The 22,547-nt window shown below is 45.9% G+C and carries 16 protein-coding genes and 4 tRNA genes; 3 read left to right on the forward strand and 17 right to left on the reverse strand.

Annotation, left to right across the window (positions count from 1 at the left end; genetic code table 11):
* Nucleotides 1-44: 44 nt before the first annotated feature.
* The 17 genes from H8K55_RS06435 to H8K55_RS06515 form a co-directional block, all read right to left on the reverse strand.
* Nucleotides 45-716: an SPOR domain-containing protein gene (locus tag H8K55_RS06435; protein WP_186941263.1), complete on the reverse strand. Its 672-nt coding sequence runs from the start codon at nucleotides 714-716 to the stop codon at nucleotides 45-47.
* Between the two features lie 28 nt (nucleotides 717-744).
* Nucleotides 745-1,554 carry a type III pantothenate kinase gene (locus H8K55_RS06440; protein ID WP_230408508.1) on the reverse strand — a complete coding sequence of 270 codons (810 nt, stop codon included), beginning with the start codon at nucleotides 1,552-1,554 and terminating at the stop codon, nucleotides 745-747.
* 39 nt (nucleotides 1,555-1,593) lie between these two features.
* On the reverse strand, nucleotides 1,594-2,397 hold the full coding sequence (locus H8K55_RS06445) for a biotin--[acetyl-CoA-carboxylase] ligase (RefSeq protein WP_230408509.1): 804 nt from the start codon (nucleotides 2,395-2,397) through the stop codon (nucleotides 1,594-1,596).
* 147 nt (nucleotides 2,398-2,544) lie between these two features.
* On the reverse strand, nucleotides 2,545-6,774 hold the full coding sequence (gene rpoC / locus H8K55_RS06450; protein WP_186941264.1) for a DNA-directed RNA polymerase subunit beta': 4,230 nt from the start codon (nucleotides 6,772-6,774) through the stop codon (nucleotides 2,545-2,547).
* A 232-nt stretch (nucleotides 6,775-7,006) separates the two neighbouring features.
* The gene (rpoB, locus tag H8K55_RS06455; RefSeq protein WP_186941265.1) at nucleotides 7,007-11,113 is read right to left on the reverse strand and encodes a DNA-directed RNA polymerase subunit beta; all 4,107 of its coding nucleotides are present in this window, start codon (nucleotides 11,111-11,113) and stop codon (nucleotides 7,007-7,009) included.
* Between the two features lie 261 nt (nucleotides 11,114-11,374).
* On the reverse strand, nucleotides 11,375-11,746 hold the full coding sequence (gene rplL / locus H8K55_RS06460; protein ID WP_186891712.1) for a 50S ribosomal protein L7/L12: 372 nt from the start codon (nucleotides 11,744-11,746) through the stop codon (nucleotides 11,375-11,377).
* A gap of 50 nt (nucleotides 11,747-11,796) precedes the next feature.
* Entirely contained in the window at nucleotides 11,797-12,333 is a 537-nt protein-coding gene (gene rplJ / locus H8K55_RS06465; RefSeq protein WP_186941266.1) for a 50S ribosomal protein L10, read from the reverse strand.
* 300 nt (nucleotides 12,334-12,633) lie between these two features.
* The gene (rplA, locus tag H8K55_RS06470; RefSeq protein ID WP_186941267.1) at nucleotides 12,634-13,329 is read right to left on the reverse strand and encodes a 50S ribosomal protein L1; all 696 of its coding nucleotides are present in this window, start codon (nucleotides 13,327-13,329) and stop codon (nucleotides 12,634-12,636) included.
* Nucleotides 13,329-13,760 (reverse strand): 50S ribosomal protein L11, encoded by a 432-nt coding sequence (gene rplK, locus H8K55_RS06475; RefSeq protein ID WP_186891709.1) that lies wholly within the window; start codon nucleotides 13,758-13,760, stop codon nucleotides 13,329-13,331. The genes rplA and rplK overlap by 1 nt, the downstream gene beginning before the upstream one ends.
* A gap of 122 nt (nucleotides 13,761-13,882) precedes the next feature.
* A complete protein-coding gene (nusG, locus tag H8K55_RS06480) occupies nucleotides 13,883-14,488 on the reverse strand; it encodes a transcription termination/antitermination protein NusG (RefSeq protein WP_186941268.1) in 606 nt (201 codons plus the stop codon).
* Nucleotides 14,488-14,868: a preprotein translocase subunit SecE gene (gene secE / locus H8K55_RS06485; RefSeq protein ID WP_186941269.1), complete on the reverse strand. Its 381-nt coding sequence runs from the start codon at nucleotides 14,866-14,868 to the stop codon at nucleotides 14,488-14,490. The genes nusG and secE overlap by 1 nt, the downstream gene beginning before the upstream one ends.
* 37 nt (nucleotides 14,869-14,905) lie before the next feature.
* A tRNA-Trp gene (locus tag H8K55_RS06490) sits at nucleotides 14,906-14,981 on the reverse strand.
* Nucleotides 14,982-15,053: 72 nt separating this feature from the next.
* On the reverse strand, nucleotides 15,054-16,244 hold the full coding sequence (tuf, locus tag H8K55_RS06495; protein ID WP_186941270.1) for an elongation factor Tu: 1,191 nt from the start codon (nucleotides 16,242-16,244) through the stop codon (nucleotides 15,054-15,056).
* 91 nt (nucleotides 16,245-16,335) lie between these two features.
* Nucleotides 16,336-16,410 (reverse strand) — tRNA-Thr (locus H8K55_RS06500).
* 42 nt (nucleotides 16,411-16,452) lie between these two features.
* Nucleotides 16,453-16,526: transfer RNA gene (locus H8K55_RS06505), tRNA-Gly, on the reverse strand.
* A gap of 43 nt (nucleotides 16,527-16,569) precedes the next feature.
* Nucleotides 16,570-16,654, reverse strand: a tRNA-Tyr gene (locus H8K55_RS06510).
* A gap of 135 nt (nucleotides 16,655-16,789) precedes the next feature.
* Nucleotides 16,790-17,536, reverse strand: a complete 747-nt coding sequence (locus tag H8K55_RS06515) for an MgtC/SapB family protein (RefSeq protein WP_186941271.1) — start codon at nucleotides 17,534-17,536, stop codon at nucleotides 16,790-16,792.
* Between the two features lie 289 nt (nucleotides 17,537-17,825).
* Between H8K55_RS06515 and H8K55_RS06520 the strand changes: the two genes are divergently transcribed.
* The 3 genes from H8K55_RS06520 (at nucleotide 17,826) to H8K55_RS06530 (ending at nucleotide 22,547) form a co-directional block, all read left to right on the forward strand.
* Nucleotides 17,826-19,658, forward strand: a complete 1,833-nt coding sequence (locus tag H8K55_RS06520; RefSeq protein ID WP_186941272.1) for a DUF885 domain-containing protein — start codon at nucleotides 17,826-17,828, stop codon at nucleotides 19,656-19,658.
* Between the two features lie 108 nt (nucleotides 19,659-19,766).
* Nucleotides 19,767-20,258, forward strand: a complete 492-nt coding sequence (locus H8K55_RS06525; RefSeq protein ID WP_186941273.1) for a cache domain-containing protein — start codon at nucleotides 19,767-19,769, stop codon at nucleotides 20,256-20,258.
* 15 nt (nucleotides 20,259-20,273) lie between these two features.
* Nucleotides 20,274-22,547 carry an ATP-binding protein gene (locus H8K55_RS06530; protein ID WP_186941274.1) on the forward strand — a complete coding sequence of 758 codons (2,274 nt, stop codon included), beginning with the start codon at nucleotides 20,274-20,276 and terminating at the stop codon, nucleotides 22,545-22,547.

A 22,547-nucleotide genomic window follows, 5' to 3' on the forward strand; every position in this document is an offset into this window, starting at 1 on the left:
CGAGTGCAGAAAATGGGGAATCAAATTAAGCAACGTGGTAGTGTCTACTCCGTCTTTGCCTTGCATTCATGACTTTGTACGCTGGCAAATGCCACCTTAATTTGATCTACTGTTTGTTTTTCTTCTGGGCTGAGATCTTGTAGTCGATAATTGATTTTCTCGGCGCTGACCGTGCGTGGCGCTAGCTTTGCTTCTTTCAAGCCTTTTTTCTGCAAATTGGCTAAATGAGCTTTGGCTGCTTCTGGCGTCTTAAACACACCCATAGAAATCGCCCAACGCATAGGCGTTTGATCTTGTACGATATAAAACTCCGTAAAGCCCAATTTACGTATCTGCGCGGCTTTTTTATCCGCTGCGTCCTTACTACCGAGCGAAGGAATATAAACCATATTCGTCGCGACCTCGGCCAATTCGGTGCGCGTCAAACGTGCAGCTAAAGACAGCGAATTAATCTTTTCATCAAAGCTCTTACTGTCTGCCGTCGTGAAACCATTTAACTCCAAACATGCCAATGCAGGTTCAACTTTTTTGGTCTGCGCATCGATTAAATCTTGTGCTGCGTTGGCAGTCATCAATTTAATTTTGTCCGCATTTTTTTCTAGTTTCATGCGTGATGGTTCGCGTTCTTCACCTGACCATTTTCCCAAAAATCCAAAATTCAAAGCCAGTAACAAGGCGTTGACGATCAGTAATATCCAAAAGAAAAATCTCAACATAATATATTTTCTCAATGAGAGTCTTGCACTAAGATGACTTGGCGGCTATCCATAAACCCGTCAACACCAGATTTTCTACTTCTTGCCAATGCAGTTGCTGAACTTTCTGCGTTTGCTGAATTTTCCGTATTTGCGGCACCAGATAAGGTGCTGCTCCACCCGATACAATCAACTTGACTGGCTTACCACGCTGATGCTCCAGACGTTGTACAGCACACTGCATGGCACCGATTTGCGCATGCAGACATCCACTAGCAATCGCCTGATCAGTCTGTGTGGCGAACACATCAAGTGAGTCAGCATGAAGCGCTATTTGCGGGAGTTGTGCGGTATTCTTTGCCAGCGCACTTGCCATCAATTGCAAACCAGGCAAAATCATCCCGCCTAAAAAATCCCCCTGTGCCGTCATCGCATCGATCGTCGTTGCGGTGCCGCAAGTCGCTACGACTAAATCATGATCAGGAAAACAATGGTGTGCAGCAATCGCCGAAGCGAAACGGTCGGAGCCCAATTTGGCAGGGTCACGATAAAGATTTTGCACGCCAACAGCAGTGTCAGCCGCACTGAATTTTTCTATTTTTAATTCGGGGTATTGAGCCAGCAATAGTTTGTCTACGCTTTGTTGCAGCTCCGCGCCAGCAACATTGGAGATCTTACAACGAACGATATGATGATGGCTAAAGGCTTGCACCAGTTGCGTCATTTCTTGATGCGATACCGAGCCTATGGCTTCCCACGTTGCTGGAAACTGCAAGGGCGCATCTATCGGAATACATGCCCACTTTACTCGGGTATTACCGGCATCGATCAATAGCAGCATGGGGCGCTTTTCAGTCATCTTGATTTATCGCCAAGTGGAGAAATAGAAATAGGCATTTTACGGCAAAGGCCGCAAAGAGACATCCCCAGAATGAATCAATACTGTGCCATTTTCTGTTTGCAGAATTAAACAACCCTGATGATCGACACCCAATGCGATACCTTGTTGCACGATTGTTTGCTGATCAATAATCATCACTGCCTGATTGACGTGCGCATGCAAACGATTCCAGCGCTCAACAAACGCAGCGAAACCCTGCAAGGAAAACTCGGTCAAAGCGGCTTGTAAAGCCTGCAGCAATTGCGCGACCAATTGATTTCTATCCATCTGAGCTAACCAAGTAGCATCGGCAACGGCTTGCCCTATACTTTGCTCAAGCTCATCAGGAACGCGCAAATTCAATCCTATGCCGATGATAGCCCAGCTGCTGCCAGTCGGGCTCATTTGCGATTCCACCAAGATCCCTGCCAGCTTTTTGGACTCTTTAAGAATATCGTTAGGCCATTTTAATTTCACCGGCACCCCGAGTTGTTGCAAACGCTCAGCGATTGCTACGCCAACCGCTAAGGGCAAGCCCATTAAAGCTTGTGCACCAGCAGGGAATTCCCACGCTAAAGAGAAGGTCAGCACGCCATCTGGTGTCGACAACCAACTACGCCCCGCTCTACCTTTGCCTGCAGTCTGATCACGCGCCACAAGCAAAGTCGGCGTATTTAAATTTTTCGCTCTTTGCATCAAATCGGCGTTAGTCGAGCCAGTTCGCTCCACTACCTCTATCGAGATCGCTGGATATTCATTCGCTTGATTAAGTTGATATAGAGCTTGCTCAATCGCCTTCTCTTCTAAGCGCATACTTTCCATATATTCTTTTCTGACTCTGTGTTTTGCTTTGCTGATTGCTTTGTGATTACTTACTGATTACTTGCGGATTCTTAATCCTACAAACAAAAACGGCACCGCAGAAATTCTACGGTGCCGTCTTCAAGTCTAACAGACTCGCGCTACAAATTACGCTTCGTCTGTATTCACATCAGTTGCAACAACTTCTGCTGCTGGTGTGAAGATTTCTTTTTCCGCTTGCAACAAGGCTGCACGTTCGTCCGCTTCCCAAGACTCTTTCATCTTGCGTGCACGGTGATAGGCCAAACCTGTACCAGCTGGAATCAAACGACCAACAATGACGTTTTCTTTCAAGCCGCGCAGAGTATCTTTCTTGCCCATGATCGCTGCTTCTGTGAGAACACGTGTGGTCTCTTGGAAGGAAGCGGCAGAGATGAAAGAATCTGTCGACAAGGATGCTTTAGTAATACCCAACAAAATATTTTCATACGTTGCAGGGATACCGCCAGCAGCAACAACGCGATCGTTCTCGCCCAACAAATCAGAACGTTCAACTTGTTCGCCCATGATGTAGTTAGCATCGCCTGGATTCACAACAACAACGCGACGCAACATTTGACGTACGATCACTTCAATGTGCTTGTCATTGATCTTAACGCCCTGTAAGCGATAAACGTCTTGAACTTCATCAACGATGTAACGTGCCAAAGCTTCGATACCCAACAAACGCAAGATGTCTTGTGGATCAGCTGGGCCGTCAACAATCATTTCACCTTTATTCACAACCTGACCGTCATGCACCAAGACTTGTTTGTCTTTGGTGATCAAGAACTCATGCTTCTCGCCGTCCATGTCAGTGATTTCGAGACGTTGCTTACCTTTGGTTTCTTTACCAAACGCCACCGTACCAGTCACTTCAGCCAACATACCAGCATCTTTTGGTGAACGAGCTTCGAACAACTCAGCAACACGTGGGAGACCACCGGTAATATCACGCGTTTTTTGTGATTCAGTTGGGATACGCGCCAACACTTCACCAACGTGAACTTGTTGACCGTCTTTCACTGTAATCAAAGCGCCGACTTGGAAACCGATCGTTACCGCGTGCTCAGTGCCAGAAATTTTCACTTCTTCACCAGCTTCGTTCAACAATTTAACTTGTGGACGCAAGCTCTTACCAGCCGCAGAACCACGACGTTTCGCATCGATAACGACCAGAGTGGACAAGCCTGTTACATCATCAACCTGCTTAGCAACAGTCACGCCTTCTTCGACGTTTTCAAACTTCACCTGACCGGTGTATTCGGTAATGATAGGACGTGTCAATGGATCCCAAGTCGCTAAATCCGTACCGGCTTTGATCGTCATACCATCTTTAACGATCAAGGTTGCACCGTAAGGGACTTTATGACGTTCACGTTCACGGCCATGATCATCCGTGATCAAGACTTCACCAGAACGGGAAATCACAATTTGATCGCCTTTACCATTCGTCACGTAACGCATGGTTGCTGTGAAACGGATCGTACCGTTGGATTTTGCTTCAACAGAAGACGCAATCGCTGCACGAGAAGCCGCACCACCGATGTGGAACGTACGCATCGTCAACTGAGTACCTGGTTCACCAATGGACTGCGCAGCGATAACACCGACTGCTTCACCAGCATTGACCATCTGACCGCGTCCTAAGTCACGGCCGTAACACATCGCGCACAAACCGTAGCGTGTGTCACATGTCAATGGCGTACGAACTTTGACTTCATCGATACCCAGTGCTTCGATTTCTTCAACCATGAATTCATCGAGCAAAGTACCCGCTGGCAACAAAGTTTCTTGTGTTTCTGGATTAACGATATCGTTCGCTGCAACACGACCCAAGATCAAATCACGCAAAGGCACGTTAACTTCACCGCCTTCAACAATCGCTTTCATGGACGCGCCGTTCGCTGTGCCGCAATCGTCTTCGATCACAACCAGATCTTGCGTAACGTCCACCAGACGACGTGTCAGGTAACCGGAGTTCGCTGTCTTCAACGCCGTATCTGCCAGACCTTTACGTGCACCGTGAGTGGAAATAAAGTACTGAAGAACGTTCAGACCTTCGCGGAAGTTCGCGGTAATCGGTGTTTCGATAATCGAGCCGTCTGGTTTCGCCATCAGACCGCGCATACCAGCTAACTGACGAATCTGGGCTGCAGAACCACGCGCACCGGAATCGGCCATCATGTAAATTGCATTGAAAGATTCTTGCGTACCGACTGTGCCGTCACGACGTGTAACTGGTTCAACTTTGAGTTGTTCCATCATCGCCTTACCGACTTCATCACCGGTCTTACCCCAAATATCAACAACCTTGTTGTAACGTTCGCCAGCAGTCACCAAACCGGACGCGTATTGCTGCTCGATTTGTTTAACTTCATGCTCAGCCGCTGCCAACAAGGTGACTTTTTGTGGTGGTACCAACATATCGTCGATACAGATAGAAATACCAGCACGCGTCGCCAAACGGAAACCAGACTGCATCAATTGATCAGCAAATACCACCGTTGCGCGCAAGCCGCACTTACGGAAGGAAGTATCGATCAACTTAGAAATTTCTTTCTTTTTCAAAGGACGATTCAAGACGGAGAATGGCAAGCCTTTAGGCAAGATCTCAGACAAGATCGCACGACCGACTGTGGTTTCGTAACGTTTGATTGTCTTAACGAATTCACCAGTCGCTTTATCTTTTGGATACTCGGTAATACGTACCGTAATACGTGTCGCCAATTCCACTTCTTTGTTATCCCAAGCACGGATCGCTTCAGAAACGTCTGGGAACATCATGCCTTCGCCTTTGCCGTTAATGGCTTCGCGCGATGCATAGTAGAGACCCAACACGATATCTTGAGAAGGCACAATAGATGGTTCACCATTAGATGGGAACAAAATATTGTTAGAAGCCAGCATCAATGTGCGTGCTTCCATTTGCGCTTCGATAGACAAAGGAACGTGAACCGCCATTTGGTCACCGTCGAAGTCGGCATTGAATGCCGCGCAGACCAGTGGATGCAATTGGATCGCTTTACCTTCAATCAATACTGGCTCAAACGCTTGAATACCTAAACGGTGCAAAGTTGGTGCACGGTTCAACATGATAGGATGTTCGCGAATCACTTCTTCCAAGATATCCCAAACGACTGGTTCTTGAATCTCAACAAGTTTCTTCGCTGCTTTGATCGTTGTCGCTAAACCCATCAATTCCAATTTATTGAAAATGAATGGTTTGAACAATTCCAAAGCCATCAATTTTGGCAAACCGCATTGATGCAATTTCAGTTGTGGACCAACCACGATAACCGAACGACCAGAGTAATCGACGCGCTTACCCAACAAGTTTTGACGGAAACGACCGCCCTTACCTTTGATCATTTCTGCCAAAGATTTCAGAGGACGCTTGTTTGCACCTGTCATTGCTTTACCGCGACGACCATTGTCTAACAAGGAATCGACTGCTTCTTGCAACATACGCTTTTCATTGCGCGTAATAATTTCCGGAGCGCGCAATTCCATCAGGCGCTTCAAACGGTTATTACGATTAATAACGCGACGATACAAATCGTTCAAATCGGACGTTGCGAAACGACCACCATCCAAAGGTACCAATGGACGCAATTCCGGCGGCAACACTGGCAAGACTTCCATGATCATCCAGTCTGGCTTGATGCCAGAACGTTGGAAAGCTTCCAAAACTTTCAAACGCTTGGAATACTTTTTGATCTTGGCTTCAGATTTGGATTCTTTGAGTTCAGTACGCAAAGTTTCTGCATCACGGTCGATATCAATCGAGCGCAACAATTCACGGATACCTTCTGCACCCATGAATGCGGTGAATTCATCACCATGCTCTTCGTACTTCGCTGCGTAATCGTCTTCAGACATGATCTGGCATTTTTTCAGCGGAGTCATGCCAGGATCGGTTACAACGTAGGCTTCAAAATACAAAACACGTTCGATATCACGCAAAGTCATATCGAGCACCATACCCAAACGGGATGGCAGAGATTTCAAAAACCAGATGTGGGCTGTTGGGGAAGCCAATTCAATATGGCCCATGCGTTCACGACGCACTTTTGCCAAGGTCACTTCGACACCGCACTTTTCGCAGATCACACCGCGATGTTTCAAACGCTTGTACTTACCGCACAAACATTCGTAATCTTTAATTGGGCCAAAAATCTTCGCGCAGAACAAACCATCACGTTCTGGCTTGAACGTACGGTAGTTAATTGTTTCTGGCTTTTTTACTTCGCCATAGGACCATGAACGGATTTTTTCTGGAGACGCGAGACCAATTTTGATCGCGTCGAATTGTTCATTGGGCTGAACTTGCTTGAATAGATCGAGCAGGGCTTTCATGTATTGCACTCCAGTGAAGTGTTGAATCGCTTGTGCTTATGGAAGGCATCAATTCTGTTTTAGGTTTAACCCTGTTCGCATCAGCGGGAGAGCCTGGTCGATATCTGGTTCGACCCAAGTTCCGCAAAATACCGGGAACAAAAAACACAAAAAATGTTAGTCCATCTGAATGACCAACGCCCGAAATGAATTCGGGCGAAGGTTTGCTACCAATTTACTAATTTAAATCTGATCAATTACGCTCGAGATCGATATCGATACCCAAAGAACGGATCTCTTTAACGAGAACGTTAAAGGACTCTGGCATACCAGCGTCGATCACGTGATCACCCTTAACGAGATTTTCGTACACTTTAGTACGGCCATTCACGTCATCGGACTTCACGGTCAACATCTCTTGCAAGACATAAGACGCGCCGTACGCTTCGAGTGCCCACACCTCCATCTCACCGAAACGCTGACCACCAAATTGCGCTTTACCGCCCAATGGTTGCTGAGTAACGAGAGAGTAAGGACCAGTCGAACGTGCATGCATCTTGTCATCGACCAAATGGTGCAATTTCAAGACGTGCATGTAACCGACTGTGACATTACGTTCGAAAGCTTCACCAGTACGACCATCATACAAAGTCACTTGGTTCTTCGAAGGCGTCATACCCAATTGTTTCGCGATAGGATCTGGATAAGCCAAATCCAACATACGACGAATTTCGGATTCATGCGCACCGTCAAACACTGGCGTTGCGAATGGCACACCTTTTTTCAAGTTGGAAGTCAATTCCATGATTTCATGATCAGACAAACCATCGATGTCTTCAGACTTACCAGACTCGTTGTAGATTTGTTTCAAGAAACCACGTAACTCTTCAATTTTTGCTTGTGCCTTCAACATTTCGTCGATACGCAAGCCCAGACCTTTAGCAGCCCAGCCTAAATGAACTTCCAGAACCTGTCCCACGTTCATCCGTGATGGAACACCCAATGGGTTCAACACGATATCTGCTGGTGTACCGTCAGCCATGTAAGGCATATCTTCAACCGGAACAATGCGTGAAACCACACCCTTGTTACCGTGACGACCCGCCATCTTGTCACCTGGTTGCAAGCGACGTTTAACAGCCAAGTAAACCTTGACCATTTTTTGTACGCCTGGTGGCAACTCATCGCCTTGTGTCAATTTCGTACGTTTTTCTTCAAACGCTAAATCAAACTGATGACGTTTTTCGGCGATAGAATCTTTGATCGCTTCGATAGCACGCGCAGCATCTTCATCGGCAGGGCGAATATCGAACCAGTGGTACTTATCAACTTCCGCCAAGTATTCTTTCGTAATCTTGCTGCCTTTAGCCAATTTATTTGGGCCGCCGTTAGCAACTTTACCGTTCAACATACGTTCCAAACGTTCAAACGCATCGCCTTCAACAATACGTAACTGATCGTTCAAATCGAGGCGATAGCGCTTCAATTCATCATCAATAATTTGTTGTGCACGTTTGTCACGTTGGATGCCTTCACGTGTGAAGACTTGAACGTCAATAACCGTACCAACCATGCCAGAAGGCACGCGCAGAGAAGTATCTTTAACGTCAGACGCTTTCTCACCGAAGATCGCACGCAAGAGTTTTTCTTCTGGTGTCAATTGTGTTTCGCCTTTTGGCGTCACTTTACCGACCAATGTATCGCCAGCAGTTACTTCTGCACCGATGTAGACAATACCGGATTCGTCCAGACGCGCTAATTGATTTTCAGCGAGGTTAGAGATATCACGTGTGATTTCTTCCGCACCCAACTTCGTGTCACGTGCTACCGCAGACAATTCTTCGATATGAATAGAAGTATAGCGATCATCTGCTACTACTTTTTCGGAAATCAAAATCGAATCTTCGAAGTTATAACCATTCCATGGCATAAACGCGATCAACATATTTTGACCGAGCGCCAATTCACCTAAATCGGTAGAAGCGCCATCAGCCAAAACGTCACCCTTCGCCACGATATCGCCAACTTTGACGATAGGACGTTGGTTGATGTTCGTGTTTTGGTTAGAACGTGTGTACTTGATCAGGTTGTAGATGTCTACACCGACTTCACCCGCTTGCGCTTCCGCGTCATTGACACGAATAACGATACGACCCGCATCGATATAGTCAACCTTACCGCCACGCAGAGCTTGAACGGTTGTACCAGAGTCGACCGCCACTGTGCGCTCGATACCTGTACCAACCAAAGCTTTTTCTGGACGCAAGCAAGGTACAGCTTGACGTTGCATGTTGGCACCCATCAACGCACGGTTCGCATCATCGTGTTCCAAGAACGGAATCAAAGACGCCGCAACAGAAACAACCTGACCGGTCGCAACGTCCATGTATTGGACGCGCTCTGGAGAGACCAAAATCGTTTCGCCAGCTTGACGAGAAGAAACCAATTCATCGCTCAACATACCTGCCGCATCGATCGTCGCATTCGCCTGAGCGATGATGTAACGACCTTCTTCAATCGCGGACAAATAATCGATTTGATTCGTGATCTTGCCTTCGATTACTTTACGATATGGGGTTTCCAAGAAACCGTATTCGTTCAAACGTGCGTACAAAGCCAAAGAGTTGATCAAACCAATGTTTGGTCCCTCTGGTGTTTCAATCGGACATACACGGCCATAGTGAGTTGGATGAACGTCACGTACTTCAAAGCCAGCACGTTCACGTGTCAAACCACCAGGTCCCAGAGCAGAAATACGACGCTTATGCGTGATCTCGGACAATGGGTTCGTTTGATCCATAAACTGAGACAATTGTGAAGAACCGAAGAACTCACGGATCGCTGCAGAGATAGGCTTAGAGTTAATCAAATCGTGCGGCATTAAATTATCTGCCTCAGCTTGACCTAAACGCTCTTTCACTGCACGTTCAACACGCACCAAACCAGCACGGAATTGATTCTCAGCCAATTCACCGACGCAACGCACGCGGCGATTACCCAAGTGATCGATATCATCAACTTCGCCGCGACCATTGCGCAACTCAACCAAAATCTTAATCACGGCCAAAACGTCGTCATCTGACAATGTCATCGCGCCAGTCAACTCATCACGACCAATGCGGCGATTGAATTTCATACGACCAACTGCGGACAAATCGTAACGGTCTTCGTTATAGAACAAACCGTTGAACAAAGCTTCCACGGAGTCTTCAGTTGGCGGTTCGCCAGGACGCATCATGCGGTAGATCGCCACACGCGCAGCCATTTGATCCGCAGTATCATCAGCACGCAAGGTCTGAGAAATGTATGCACCCTGATCGAGATCATTGGTGTACAAAGTTTGAATATCGTTGACTTTTGCGTCACGCAATTTCGCCAACAATTCTTCTGTCAACTCATCGTTCGCATTCGCGACGACTTCGCCAGTGTCCGCATCAACGATATTCTTCGCCAATACACGACCTAACAAATAGTCTTCAGGCACTGAAATCATCTTGATGCCAGCCGATTCAATTTCACGCACATGCTTGGAATTGATACGCTTATCTTTCGCAACGATCAATTTGCCGGCTTTATCAGCGATATCGAAACGGGCAACTTCACCGCGCAAACGCTCGGAAACAAATTCCATTTCCGCGCCATCACTGTGCAGACTGAAATTATCAAAAACGAAGAAATTCGCAAGAATTTGCTCGTTGGTCATGCCGATAGCGCGCAACAAGATAGTGACAGGCATCTTACGACGACGGTCAATACGGAAGAACAGAATATCTTTAGGATCGAATTCGAAATCCAACCATGAACCACGGTAAGGAATAATCCGCGCTGAGAACAGCAATTTACCGGAAGAATGTGTTTTGCCACGGTCATGTTCAAAGAACACACCAGGAGAGCGGTGCAACTGAGAAACGATAACGCGCTCAGTACCGTTAATCACAAAAGAACCCGTGTTGGTCATGAGTGGCAATTCACCCATGTACACTTCTTGCTCTTTCATTTCTTTAACGACTGGCTTAGTTGGAGATTCTTTATCCAGAATCACCAAACGTACTTTGGCACGCAAAGGAGAGGCAAATGTCAAACCGCGCAATTGACATTCCTTGACGTCAAAGGCTGGATCGCCTAAAACGTAGGATAGAAATTCTAAACGAGCGAACCCATTGTGCGACACGATCGGGAAAATGGACGTGAAGGCTGACTGCAAGCCCTCGTTTTTACGCGTCGACGGTGCTTTGTCGGCTTGTAAAAAGCCCAAATATGACTCGAGCTGGGTCGCCAGCAGGAACGGAACGTTGTGGACGTTAGCGCGTTTCGCAAAAGATTTACGAATGCGCTTCTTCTCAGTAAATGAGTAGTGCATGGACACTCCGTGAGTGGCAAGGAAGGATGGAGAATTCAGATTTCAAAACTTTTTTCCAGGTAAATGACACTACAAGAAAAACCATCAAGAAACCTCAAGTCTCAGCCCTCACCTTATGAGATTCGGCTTAGGAAATTTCAAACAACTTACAAATAATTCTGCCGTGAGAACGACAGAGAAGCCAAAGAGGAACCTTCTCTTGCAAGAAGATTCCTTTCTTTGACTCAGGCAAACTCGAAAGTCCGCCAGTATAGCACGGAATTACTTAACGTCAACTTTCGCGCCAGCTTCTTCCAATTTCTTCTTAGCAGCGTCAGCATCTGCTTTAGAAACAGCTTCTTTAACTGCTTTTGGTGCGCCATCAACTAAGTCTTTAGCTTCTTTCAAGCCCAAACCAGTGATTTCACGAACTGCTTTAATTACGCCAACTTTGTTCGCGCCAACTTCAGCCAGAATTACGTTGAATTCTGTTTGCTCTTCAACAGCGGCAGCAGCAGCACCAGCAGCTGGACCAGCTGACATTGCAGCAGCGGAAACGCCAAATTTTTCTTCGAATGCTTTGACCAAGTCGTTCAAGTCCATTACGGACATCGCGCCTACGGCTTCCAGGATATCGTCTTTGCTAATTGCCATTTGAAACTCCAATTTATAAATTACTATGATTCGGTATTTGACGAAAAATCTTATTCAGCTGCTGCTTCGGCAACTTCTGCTGCCGGCGCTGCTGGTGAACCAGATTCTTGTTTTGCTGCGAGTGCTGCCAAAGCACGTGCGAATGCTGATACAGGAGCCTGCATCATACCCAACACTTGCGCCAACAATACTTCACGAGCAGGAATGCTTGCCAACGCAACAACACCAGCTTTATCCAAGGATTTACCAGCGTAGTTACCAGCCTTGACGACTAACTTGTCATTGCTTTTTGCAAAGTCATTAACGACTTTAGCAGCAGCAACAGCATCTTCCGAGATCGCATAGATCAACGGACCTGTCATTTCGTCAGCGAGGCTTGCAAATGCAGTTCCCTCAACAGCGCGACGAGCGAGTGTGTTTTTCAACACGCGCATGTATACGCCTTGAGCACGTGCGCTAGCACGCAATTGCGTCAAATGACCGACCTGTATGCCACGGTATTCGGCTACGACGATAGTCTGTGCAGTTGCTACTTTTGCAGAGACTTCAGCGACAACAGCCTTTTTGTCATTCAGATTGAGACTCACGGTCAACCTCCATTAATGATATTCAGTCTGCACACCGGAATGATGCACGTCCCTCATATCGTTTCGAACACGGCGTCCGAAGTTAGGAGTTTCACTGGATTACCAGTAGTCACTACAAAACTTGCTCGGGTACACCATCTGCGTTGGGCATCAAGAATCACTTCTCAACAATTAACTTTCTAAACGAATTTAAAAAGCCCAACGGTCTTTGACACTCTGTTTGTTACTACCTAAGCAATAGCAAACAGCCCAAAGATGCGCCATTCACCTAAACGAAAGATGAATGGACTTGATTCTTAATTAAGCAGACAAATTGATGTGATCTACGCGCACACCTGCACCCATAGTGGATGAGATGGAGATTTTACGCAGATAAACACCTTTGCTTGTTGCTGGCTTAGCTTTGTTCAATGCTTCGATCAAGGCCAACAAGTTCGATTTCAAATCGCCATCAGCGAAAGATTTACGACCAATTGTTGTGTGGATAATACCTGCCTTGTCAGTACGGTATTGAACTTGACCCGCTTTAGCATTTTTAACTGCTGTTGCGACGTCAGGAGTTACAGTACCAACTTTCGGATTTGGCATCAAACCACGTGGACCCAAAACTTGACCCAAAGTACCAACGATACGCATTGTGTCTGGAGATGCGATCACGATATCAAATGGCATATCGCCAGATTTGATACGTTCAGCCAAATCTTCCATACCAACGATATCTGCACCAGCTGCTTTAGCTTCTTCAGCTTTAGCGCCTTGTGCGAATACCGCTACGCGTACTGTTTTACCTGTACCCGCTGGCAATACAACCGCACCACGGACTACTTGGTCAGATTTCTTAGGGTCAACACCGAGTTGAACAGAAACGTCGATAGATTCGTTGAATTTTGCAGTTGCGCATTCTTTGATCAACGCGATAGCGTTATCGAATGGGTAAACTTTCAAACGATCTACTTTAGTTTTCAGCAATTTTGCTTTTTTAGATAACTTAGCCATTACAGACCCTCCACCGTGATGCCCATGGAACGAGCAGAACCTGCGATTGTACGCACGGCTGCTTCCATATCAGCTGCAGTCAAATCTTTTTGTTTAACTGTTGCGATTTCCTCTGCTTGCGCACGAGTGATTTTGCCAACTTTGTCAGTATGCGGCTTAGCAGAGCCTTTAGTAATGCCAGCTGCTTTTTTGATCATGTAAGTTGCTGGAGGCGTCTTCATCACGAATGTGAAAGATTTATCAGCAAATGCGGTGATCACAACTGGAATTGGCATACCTGGTTCCATACCTTGAGTCTGCGCATTAAATGCCTTGCAGAATTCCATGATATTCAAACCACGTTGACCCAATGCAGGACCGATTGGTGGGGATGGATTTGCTTTACCAGCTGGAACTTGCAGCTTGATAAAACCAATAATTTTCTTTGCCATGATGGCTCCTTCTATGGTTGAGTGGTAGCGCCTTTTGATCAGATGACCAACCAACAGGCTCCTCGCTTTTTTCACTAGCTTCGCATTTCTGCACGGTGCCAGCCCCGCTTACTACATTACTTTTATACTTTTTCGACTTGGGCAAATTCCAAATCAACTGGTGTTGCGCGACCGAAAATCGTCACATTCACACGCACTTTTGACTTAGCGTAATTGACCTCTTCGACATTGCCGTTGAAATCTGTAAATGGACCTTCTTTAATCCGCACAACTTCACCAACTTCGTACAATACTTTTGGTCTTGGTTTCTCAACACCATCCTGCACTTGCTGCAGAACCTTCTCAATTTCGTGACGAGGAATTGGTGCAGGCTTATTTGATTTACCACCAATAAAACCAGTAACCTTGCTCGTATTTTTTACCAAATGCCAAGTATCATCAGTCATTTCCATTTCAACGAACACATAGCTCGGAAATAAACGACGTTCAGTGACACTTTTCTTACCATTCTTAACTTCAATCACTTCTTCGGTTGGAACCAGAATCTGTCCAAACATATCTTGCATTTCAGCGCGCTCAATACGCTCCACCAATGCTCGTTGAACACTCTTCTCCATACCAGAATAGGCATGCACGGCATACCATTTCTTTGCACTCTTAGGAATGGAAACACCAGAGTCTTGCTCTGGCGCGCCATCCACATTTTTATCTGAGGTTTGTTCGCTCATTATTTAAGCCCAAGAATTACGTTCATAATCAAATATTCAAGAACTTTATCAGTCGTAAACAAGAAGATTGACATAATCAATACAAATCCGAATACCACTGCAGTCATTTGCCCCGCCTCTTTACGAGTAGGCCAGACCACTTTCTTAGCTTCACGAATCGATTCTTTAGCAAACGACACTAACTCACGACCAGTCTCAGAAATAAAGACCAATACCAGAGCTAATGCCAAGCCACCAAATAAAGCACCCAAACGCACATATTTCGCTTGACCAGCGAGAACATAAAACGCAACAACACCAGCAACAGCAGCAATTACCGCCAAAATGATTTTATATTTATCATTGGAGGTACTGACAGTTTGAACGGTTTGGTTAGACATGCTGATTTTTACTTTCGATGCCTTTTGGCCTTGATGGTGGCAGGGGCGGTAAGGATCGAACTTACGACCTTCGGTTTTGGAGACCGACGCTCTGCCAGTTGAGCTACACCCCTACAGCTTTGACAAATGAGGGATAGCAACTTTTTCAAGCTACTACCCAACTCATTTTTACTACTTAAAACAAATTACTCGATAATTTTAGCAACAACACCCGCACCAACAGTACGACCACCTTCACGAATCGCGAAACGGAGACCTTCTTCCATCGCGATCGGGTTGATCAATTTTACTGTGATAGAAACGTTATCACCTGGCATCACCATTTCTTTGTCTTTCGGCAACTCGATTGAACCAGTTACGTCCGTTGTACGGAAGTAGAACTGTGGACGATAGTTGTTAAAGAATGGCGTATGACGACCACCTTCATCTTTAGACAAAACGTAGATCTCACCTGTGAAGTGACTATGTGGCTTGATAGAACCTGGTTTAGACAATACTTGACCACGTTGAATATCCTCACGCTTAGTACCGCGCAACAATACACCAACGTTATCACCAGCTTGACCTTGATCCAGCAATTTGCGGAACATTTCAACACCAGTACATGTTGTTTTAACTGTATCCTTAATACCAACGATTTCGATCTCTTCGCCGACTTTAACGATACCACGTTCGATACGGCCAGTGACCACTGTACCGCGACCAGAGATGGAGAACACGTCTTCCACTGGCAACAAGAATGCGCCGTCAACAGCACGTTCTGGTGTTGGGATGTAAGAATCCAAAGCGTCAGCCAATTTCATGATCGCTTCTTCGCCCAATGGACCCTTGTCGCCTTCGAGCGCCAATTTTGCAGAACCTTGGATGATAGGCAAATCGTCGCCTGGGAATTCGTATTTAGACAATAACTCACGAACTTCCATTTCAACCAATTCCAACAACTCAGCGTCATCAACCATGTCGCATTTGTTCAAGAAAACGATGATGTATGGAACACCAACTTGACGTGCCAACAAGATGTGTTCACGTGTTTGTGGCATAGGACCGTCAGCTGCGGAGCAAACCAAGATCGCGCCGTCCATCTGAGCAGCACCAGTAATCATGTTTTTAACATAATCAGCATGGCCTGGGCAGTCAACGTGAGCATAGTGACGACCTGCTGTTTCGTATTCTACGTGGGCTGTATTAATTGTAATACCGCGCGCTTTTTCTTCTGGAGCTGCATCGATTTGATCGTATGCTTTAGCTTCGCCGCCAAATTTCTTAGACAATACTGTCGCAATCGCTGCTGTCAATGTCGTTTTACCGTGATCCACGTGACCAATTGTACCGACGTTAACGTGCGGCTTGGTGCGTTCGAACTTACCTTTTGCCATTTTAGACTCCTAACGATTGTGAGAGATCTTCTTAATCTATCAGGCACACGCCTGATAATAACAATGCGAAGACGATGATTTAAAACTACTCTGGTGCCCTTGACGTGGATTGAACACGTGGCCTCTCCCTTACCAAGGGAGTGCTCTACCACTGAGCTACAAGGGCAGCTCTTTGCACAACACACATGCAGAGACAAAACTTTAAACTTGGAGCGGGTGAAGGGAATCGAACCCTCGTCTTAAGCTTGGAAGGCTTCGGCTCTACCATTGAGCTACACCCGCATACGAAACTGATTCGAAAAAACTTCAGCCACAAAATTCTGCCTGGTGGAGGGGGCTGGATTCGAACCAGCGTACTCAGAGAGAACAGATTTACAGTCTGTCGCCTTTAACCACTCGGCCACCCCTCCCAGGGAACCCCGAATTATGGAGATGTTTGATTTAGCTGTCAATAGCTTTTTAGCGCTGAAATCTATTTTTTTGTTTTGGTCTTTTTGAACGAGGGCGAGTGCTATCAAAATTATATTTATAATTCAAATACTTAGTTAATTTCTGGCATGCGCTAGCTGATATGAAATTAATCCTTCAAACTTATTCATTTCTTCAGAAAGTGAGCTGATCGAGGTTGCTTGCTTGCGATTTAAGGCAACAGCAACGAAGCGCCATTCCGTCTTTCCTTCCTTGGAAGAAATAATGATGGTTCCTCCAGCCACTTCATAGCCACGTGCGATCGCCAGTTGACGAATAGCCGATTCACTTGCCACAAAGCCCTCCCGAAATTGCATGACAATCGAGATCGCCTGACGCGCCGGCAGCCATGCCTCCAATTTAAACACCCAGATCATGCACGCAGCAGAGAGGAAGGCAAGTAGGATAGCTGCAGCGTAAAACCCCACACCCACCAAAATCCCTATCGCTGACGACGCCCATAATGAGGCCGCCGTCGTCAGGCCACTAATACTAAAGCCCTCTTTCATAATGACGCCAGCACCCAAAAAACCTATGCCCGTCACCACACCTTGTATCGTTCGTGATGGATCTAGCGCAACTGGCGTCAAGGCACGCCCACCAAACCAAAAGTCCGGGTAACCAGCAATCACAACCAAAGCCGCGGACGCCATACACACCAGGCCGTAAGTGCGCATTCCCGCCGCTCTTCCATGGTAGGAGCGCTCATATCCGACCACGAAGCCTAACAACATCGCGCCGGTCAGGTTTAAGAAAATAATCGTATTGGCGCCTAATTCAGCACTCGACCAAAAATCGGCGGTATAAGAGGCTAAGGTTGTCATACTGCGTGTTCTTTCTTCATTATTATTGAATCTTGAGTGTATCAAGCCACCCACTTGCCGTCTAAAGTTTATCTATTTTTATCACTTATTTACGTGCTAACTCAGCATTAATCCCCATTACTTAAGGATAGTGCCGTTTTTCAACAACACTGAACTTATTGAAGCGCATGCAATCGGATAACAAGGACTTTGGATGGTATATCCGTAGTATATTTATTTCCCTCAATTAATTTTCGCTATTTTCCCAGGAGGCAGCATGCCGTACTCGCGCACTAAGCACATTCATTCCATGAAGAAAAACACAAAATATTATGGTGCCCTCACGGCGGTCAGTGCTGCTTTCGCTTTGGCTAGTATTAGCCCTCTGCTAATTGCCCAGGCAGCAGAACAAACCATCAAAATAAGTGGCGTGGCGACACCTGAGCAACAAGGCAAAGCAGAAGCTGCGTTTAAGACGATTTACCAAAAAGAAGCTGCCTTCAGAAATAAGGAATTCCCTGGTCGACGAGCTGCCGATGATGAAGACGAAATTACCCAAGCTGATTTCAGCGATGCGGCCGAACAAAGACGCTTGAAAGTCTGGCGTAATCTAGCAGAAGATTTAAAGAAAATTGATCCCGCGGATCTGTCCAGTGAGTCGCGCATTAACTTCAAAATATTTTCAGATCAAATCACGAATCGGATTAACGCCACTAGCCTAGACGCGCATTTGTTGACGTTTAATTCCGACAGTCAATTTTGGGCGGGAACAGCTGGAGCTGCGGAATCGACTCGCTGCACTTCGCTCAAAAATTGCGAACGCTTTTTAAAGCAACTTGCGAGCATCCCGCATACATTTGAACAAAAGATAGCGTTAATGAAGTTAGGGATTGAGCGCGGCATGACCATGCCCCAAGTTGTCTTAAGTGGTCGCGACGCCAGCATACAAAGGCATGTTGTGGCAGATGTTGGCGACAGTGTTTTCTACAAGGCTTTCACGCAATTGCCGCCCTCGATTAATCCAAGCCAACAAGCTGATTTACAAAAGCGTGCCAAGATTTTAATCGCCGAGAAAGTGATTCCTGCGTATCAGAATTTGCTTAATTTCATTCGCAATGAATACATGCCGAAAGCACGTAAATCTATCGCAGCTTACGACCTACCCAATGGTAAAGCGTTTTATCAAGCGCAGATTTTTGAATACACAACATTGGAAAATACGCCGGATCAAATTCACGCAATTGGGCTGGCAGAAGTTGCCCGGATCCGCAGTGATATGGACAAAATTATCAGCGACTTAAAGTTCAATGGCGATTTTAAAGCGTTCTTACATTTCTTACGGACGGATCCACAATTTTATGCAAAAACACCGCATGAATTATTGGCTGAGGCATCCTATTGGGCAAAGAAATCAGATGGAATGCTAATACGTTATTTTGGTCAATTGCCACGCAAGCCTTATGGAATACAAGCCGTGCCAGCAGATATTGCACCGACCTATACAGCGGGTCGTTATGCTGGCAGCGGCGATCCGAAACGCCCGTCGAACTATTGGGTAAATACTTCATTACTAGATCAACGTCCGATCTGGGCACTCCCCGCTCTCACCTTGCACGAAGCCGTACCTGGTCACCATCTGCAAATTGCCTTGGCTGGAGAACAAGCGGAGCAACCTGAGTTCCGCCGCACAGCTTATATCTCAGCATTTGGTGAAGGCTGGGCGCTATATGCAGAGCATCTTGGCGTGGAGATGGGATTTTATGAAACGCCGTATCAACATTTTGGACGTTTAGTCTACGAAATGTGGCGCGCATCTCGTTTAGTCGTCGACACTGGCATGCACGCGAAAGGATGGGCACGCGATCAAGCCTTGCAATTTATGCGTGAGAATACGGCACTTTCGGAACATGAAATTACGACCGAAATCGATCGTTACATTTCTTGGCCGGGACAAGCCCTCGCCTACAAATTGGGGGAATTGAAAATACGTGAAGTACGTCAAAAAACCACAAAAATTCTTGGCGATCAATTTAACTTGAAAGCATTTCACGATAAGTTATTAAGCTTGGGATCGGTGCCATTATCCATACTAGAGAGTGAAATGATCAATTGGGCAAACCAAGTTCAAAAATCTAAAAAATAGAATCGCAGAAAAAGATCAAAGCCTCGAAATAATTCGAGGCTTTTTTCTTTGCTCATACAGTTTTACATTACAATGAACTGTAACGATAACCATTTTCTGGAGCGAATAATGCGATATTCTCAACTAGCGGTTCTAGCCTCCATTGCATTCACTATTCACGCAACTCCAAGCATCGCGATTGAGCGTAGCGATGCAAAAATGGCCATCGCACTGATGCAGAAAGCGCAAACTTATTTGCAACAAAATGGCGTAGAAAAAGCCATTATTGAATTTAACCGACTTGATAGCCCCTTCAATAGCAAAAGTACGATCAATCCGTATGGAGATTTATATCTGTTCACCTTGGATTCCAAAGGCTATCAAGCCGTTCACGGCAAAAACCCAAAAATACGCGGTAAATTTATGCTGGAAATGCGCGACATTGATGGCGTATATTTAATAGAAGCGTTAGTAAAAATTTGTTTTTCCAGCAAAGAGGGGAAAGGATGGACCAAATACCGCTGGCCAAACCCCATTACCAAAGAAGTGGAACCTAAACAAGGTTACGCAGAGCGTGTTCCGGGAATGGATTTATGTATCGGTACGGGCATTTATCAATAGTCTATTATCACCACGATGCTCAAACAACGCACAAGCTTTTCCTTAACCACCGTCGGGGCGCTTCTTACCCTCTTTGCGGGACTAATCACCACAGGCATCATTGCCCAATCGTGGTGGGCAATTGAGCAAGATCGTAAGCTCACCATAGACTCCGAATTTCAACATGGTTTGGTGGCGGTTCGCCTATTAGAAGAACATGCGTCACAGACTTTACGTGATGCAGAACGCAATCTGGACACTGTCGTCAATGCCATACTCAACGAAGGCAAAAAGCAGCCTATCAATGACAATTTAATTCGCCAGGTGCTCACCAAAGCACAGCCATTTAATCGTGTTTTGAAGGCATTGCAGTTTGTGAATCCTGAAGGACAAGCTTGGGTCAGCTCTATTGATTATCCTGCCTATCAGACAGACGCTGACGACAGGGTTTACATCCCCTACTTGCTGCAACATAGAGGTGAGAGAAAAGTCATACTTGGGCGCCCTTTTCAGCGCTTTTATGACGCTGAATTTGTTGTGCCTGTGGCGCGAAATGTCTACCAAGAAGATGGCCGTTATCTGGGTATTATCAGTACCGATATCAGTGTGGCCTATTTTAGCAATGTGTATCAGCGGGTTGCGCAAGACAGCAAAGCGATGGTTTCACTATTTACGGATGCGGGCGTGATTATTGTCCGTTTTCCGTTTAGTCTCGATCAGGTCGGGCAAGACTTTTCGCAATCGTCCACCATGTTAACGCTTAGACAATCTGCGACGGAAGGAATGTTTGAGGAGAATCATTTTCTCGGCGACAAAGAGGTTCGCCCTAGTTTATACACTTTTAGAAAATTCAAAGACTATCCAGTCATTTCAGTCTTCGCCCGGGAAACAGATACCATCTTGAGTCCGTGGCGCAAACGTAGCGAAAATCGCATTTTGTTTTCGAGTGTGATTATTCTACTAGTCATTCTATTGTCTCTATTTCTGTGGCGCCAATTTCGACGACTGCACCAATCCGAACAGTCCTTGGTCGCATCTGAAGCGCATCTCAAATCCAGCGAAAGCAAATTTACACACTTGTTTGAAAACTCCCCTTTACCATTGGCCTTACTCAGTTTTCACGAACAAAAAATACTGGCAATCAACAATTACTTACTTCAACAATGGGGCTATACAAGAGAACAAGTTCTACACAAATCCCTAGACGAATTACAGATATGGGTAAATCGTGACGACGCGAAGAATCACAATAAATTATTGCAAGAATCTGGCGTTGTCAAACAATTGGAAGTGGTCTTACAAGATAGTCAAGCGCATCAAAGTATCTGCCAGATTTCTTCTAAATATTTTCTTTCCAACACCGAACAATTGCTGATATTTTCTCCGCTAGATATTTCTCGCCTGCGTGAGGTTGAATCAGAAATTCGGAGCTTAAATACACAGCTGGAAGAGAAGGTAATCGCACGCACGCGCAGCTTGGCCGAGGCCAATCGTGAACTAGAACAAGCATTAAGCGCAATGAAAGTCATGCAAGAAGAAATGTTCCGATCAGAAAAAATGGCCGCGCTTGGTTATCTGGTAGCGGGTATTTCACATGAATTGAATACCCCAATCGGTAATAGTTTGATGGTCGCAAGTACCATCCATGATCATGCACACACCCTGGTCGAAGAAATTAATGCAGGCCAAGTACGTAAGACCCGTTTGCTGCAATTAATTGATGACACAAAAAAAGGGGCGGATATTTTATTACGCAATTTGCAGCGTGCAGCGCAATTAATTCTTAGCTTCAAACAAGTCGCCGCAGATCAATCGAGCGACCAGCGGCGCGTCTTTGATCTTAAAGACACATTAGAAGAAATATTACTCACATTAGAACCTGCTTACAAACGCTTAGCGTTTCAATTGAATGTCGACTTGCAAGCTGGTATCTCAATGGAGAGCTACCCCGGTGCTTTGGCACAGATTCTCAATAATGTCATCATTAACGCCTTAGGCCATGGCTTTGAAGGACGTGAGTCTGGACAAATGCAACTCATTGGCCGAAATCTAAATGACACGCATATTGAGCTTATTTTTATGGACGATGGGAGAGGCATTCCACAGCACCATATCAATCAGGTGTTCGATCCATTTTTCACTACGAAGTTAGGTCAAGGCGGTTCTGGTCTAGGATTACATATTGTGTATAACTTAGTCACAGAGGTGCTGGGTGGAAGTGTGGTACTAGATAGCGAAATCGGCAGTGGTACTCGCCTTAGATTTGTCATTCCTAAGAGTGCCCCCAACAAACATCTGAATGCACCCTGA

The sequence above is a fragment of the Affinundibacterium flavidum genome (assembly GCF_014284175.1).
GTDB classification, from domain to species: Bacteria; Pseudomonadota; Gammaproteobacteria; order Burkholderiales; family Burkholderiaceae_D; genus Undibacterium; species Undibacterium flavidum.

Coding starts and splice junctions, on each gene's coding strand:
- H8K55_RS06435 (WP_186941263.1), bottom strand. CDS start 716: ATGTTGAGATTTTTCTTTTGGATATTACTGATCGTCAACGCCTTGTTA.
- H8K55_RS06440 (WP_230408508.1), bottom strand. CDS start 1,554: ATGACTGAAAAGCGCCCCATGCTGCTATTGATCGATGCCGGTAATACC.
- H8K55_RS06445 (WP_230408509.1), bottom strand. CDS start 2,397: ATGGAAAGTATGCGCTTAGAAGAGAAGGCGATTGAGCAAGCTCTATAT.
- rpoC (WP_186941264.1), bottom strand. CDS start 6,774: ATGAAAGCCCTGCTCGATCTATTCAAGCAAGTTCAGCCCAATGAACAA.
- rpoB (WP_186941265.1), bottom strand. CDS start 11,113: ATGCACTACTCATTTACTGAGAAGAAGCGCATTCGTAAATCTTTTGCG.
- rplL (WP_186891712.1), bottom strand. CDS start 11,746: ATGGCAATTAGCAAAGACGATATCCTGGAAGCCGTAGGCGCGATGTCC.
- rplA (WP_186941267.1), bottom strand. CDS start 13,329: ATGGCTAAGTTATCTAAAAAAGCAAAATTGCTGAAAACTAAAGTAGAT.
- rplK (WP_186891709.1), bottom strand. CDS start 13,760: ATGGCAAAGAAAATTATTGGTTTTATCAAGCTGCAAGTTCCAGCTGGT.
- nusG (WP_186941268.1), bottom strand. CDS start 14,488: ATGAGCGAACAAACCTCAGATAAAAATGTGGATGGCGCGCCAGAGCAA.
- secE (WP_186941269.1), bottom strand. CDS start 14,868: ATGTCTAACCAAACCGTTCAAACTGTCAGTACCTCCAATGATAAATAT.
- tuf (WP_186941270.1), bottom strand. CDS start 16,244: ATGGCAAAAGGTAAGTTCGAACGCACCAAGCCGCACGTTAACGTCGGT.
- H8K55_RS06515 (WP_186941271.1), bottom strand. CDS start 17,536: ATGACAACCTTAGCCTCTTATACCGCCGATTTTTGGTCGAGTGCTGAA.
- H8K55_RS06520 (WP_186941272.1), top strand. CDS start 17,826: ATGAAGAAAAACACAAAATATTATGGTGCCCTCACGGCGGTCAGTGCT.
- H8K55_RS06525 (WP_186941273.1), top strand. CDS start 19,767: ATGCGATATTCTCAACTAGCGGTTCTAGCCTCCATTGCATTCACTATT.
- H8K55_RS06530 (WP_186941274.1), top strand. CDS start 20,274: ATGCTCAAACAACGCACAAGCTTTTCCTTAACCACCGTCGGGGCGCTT.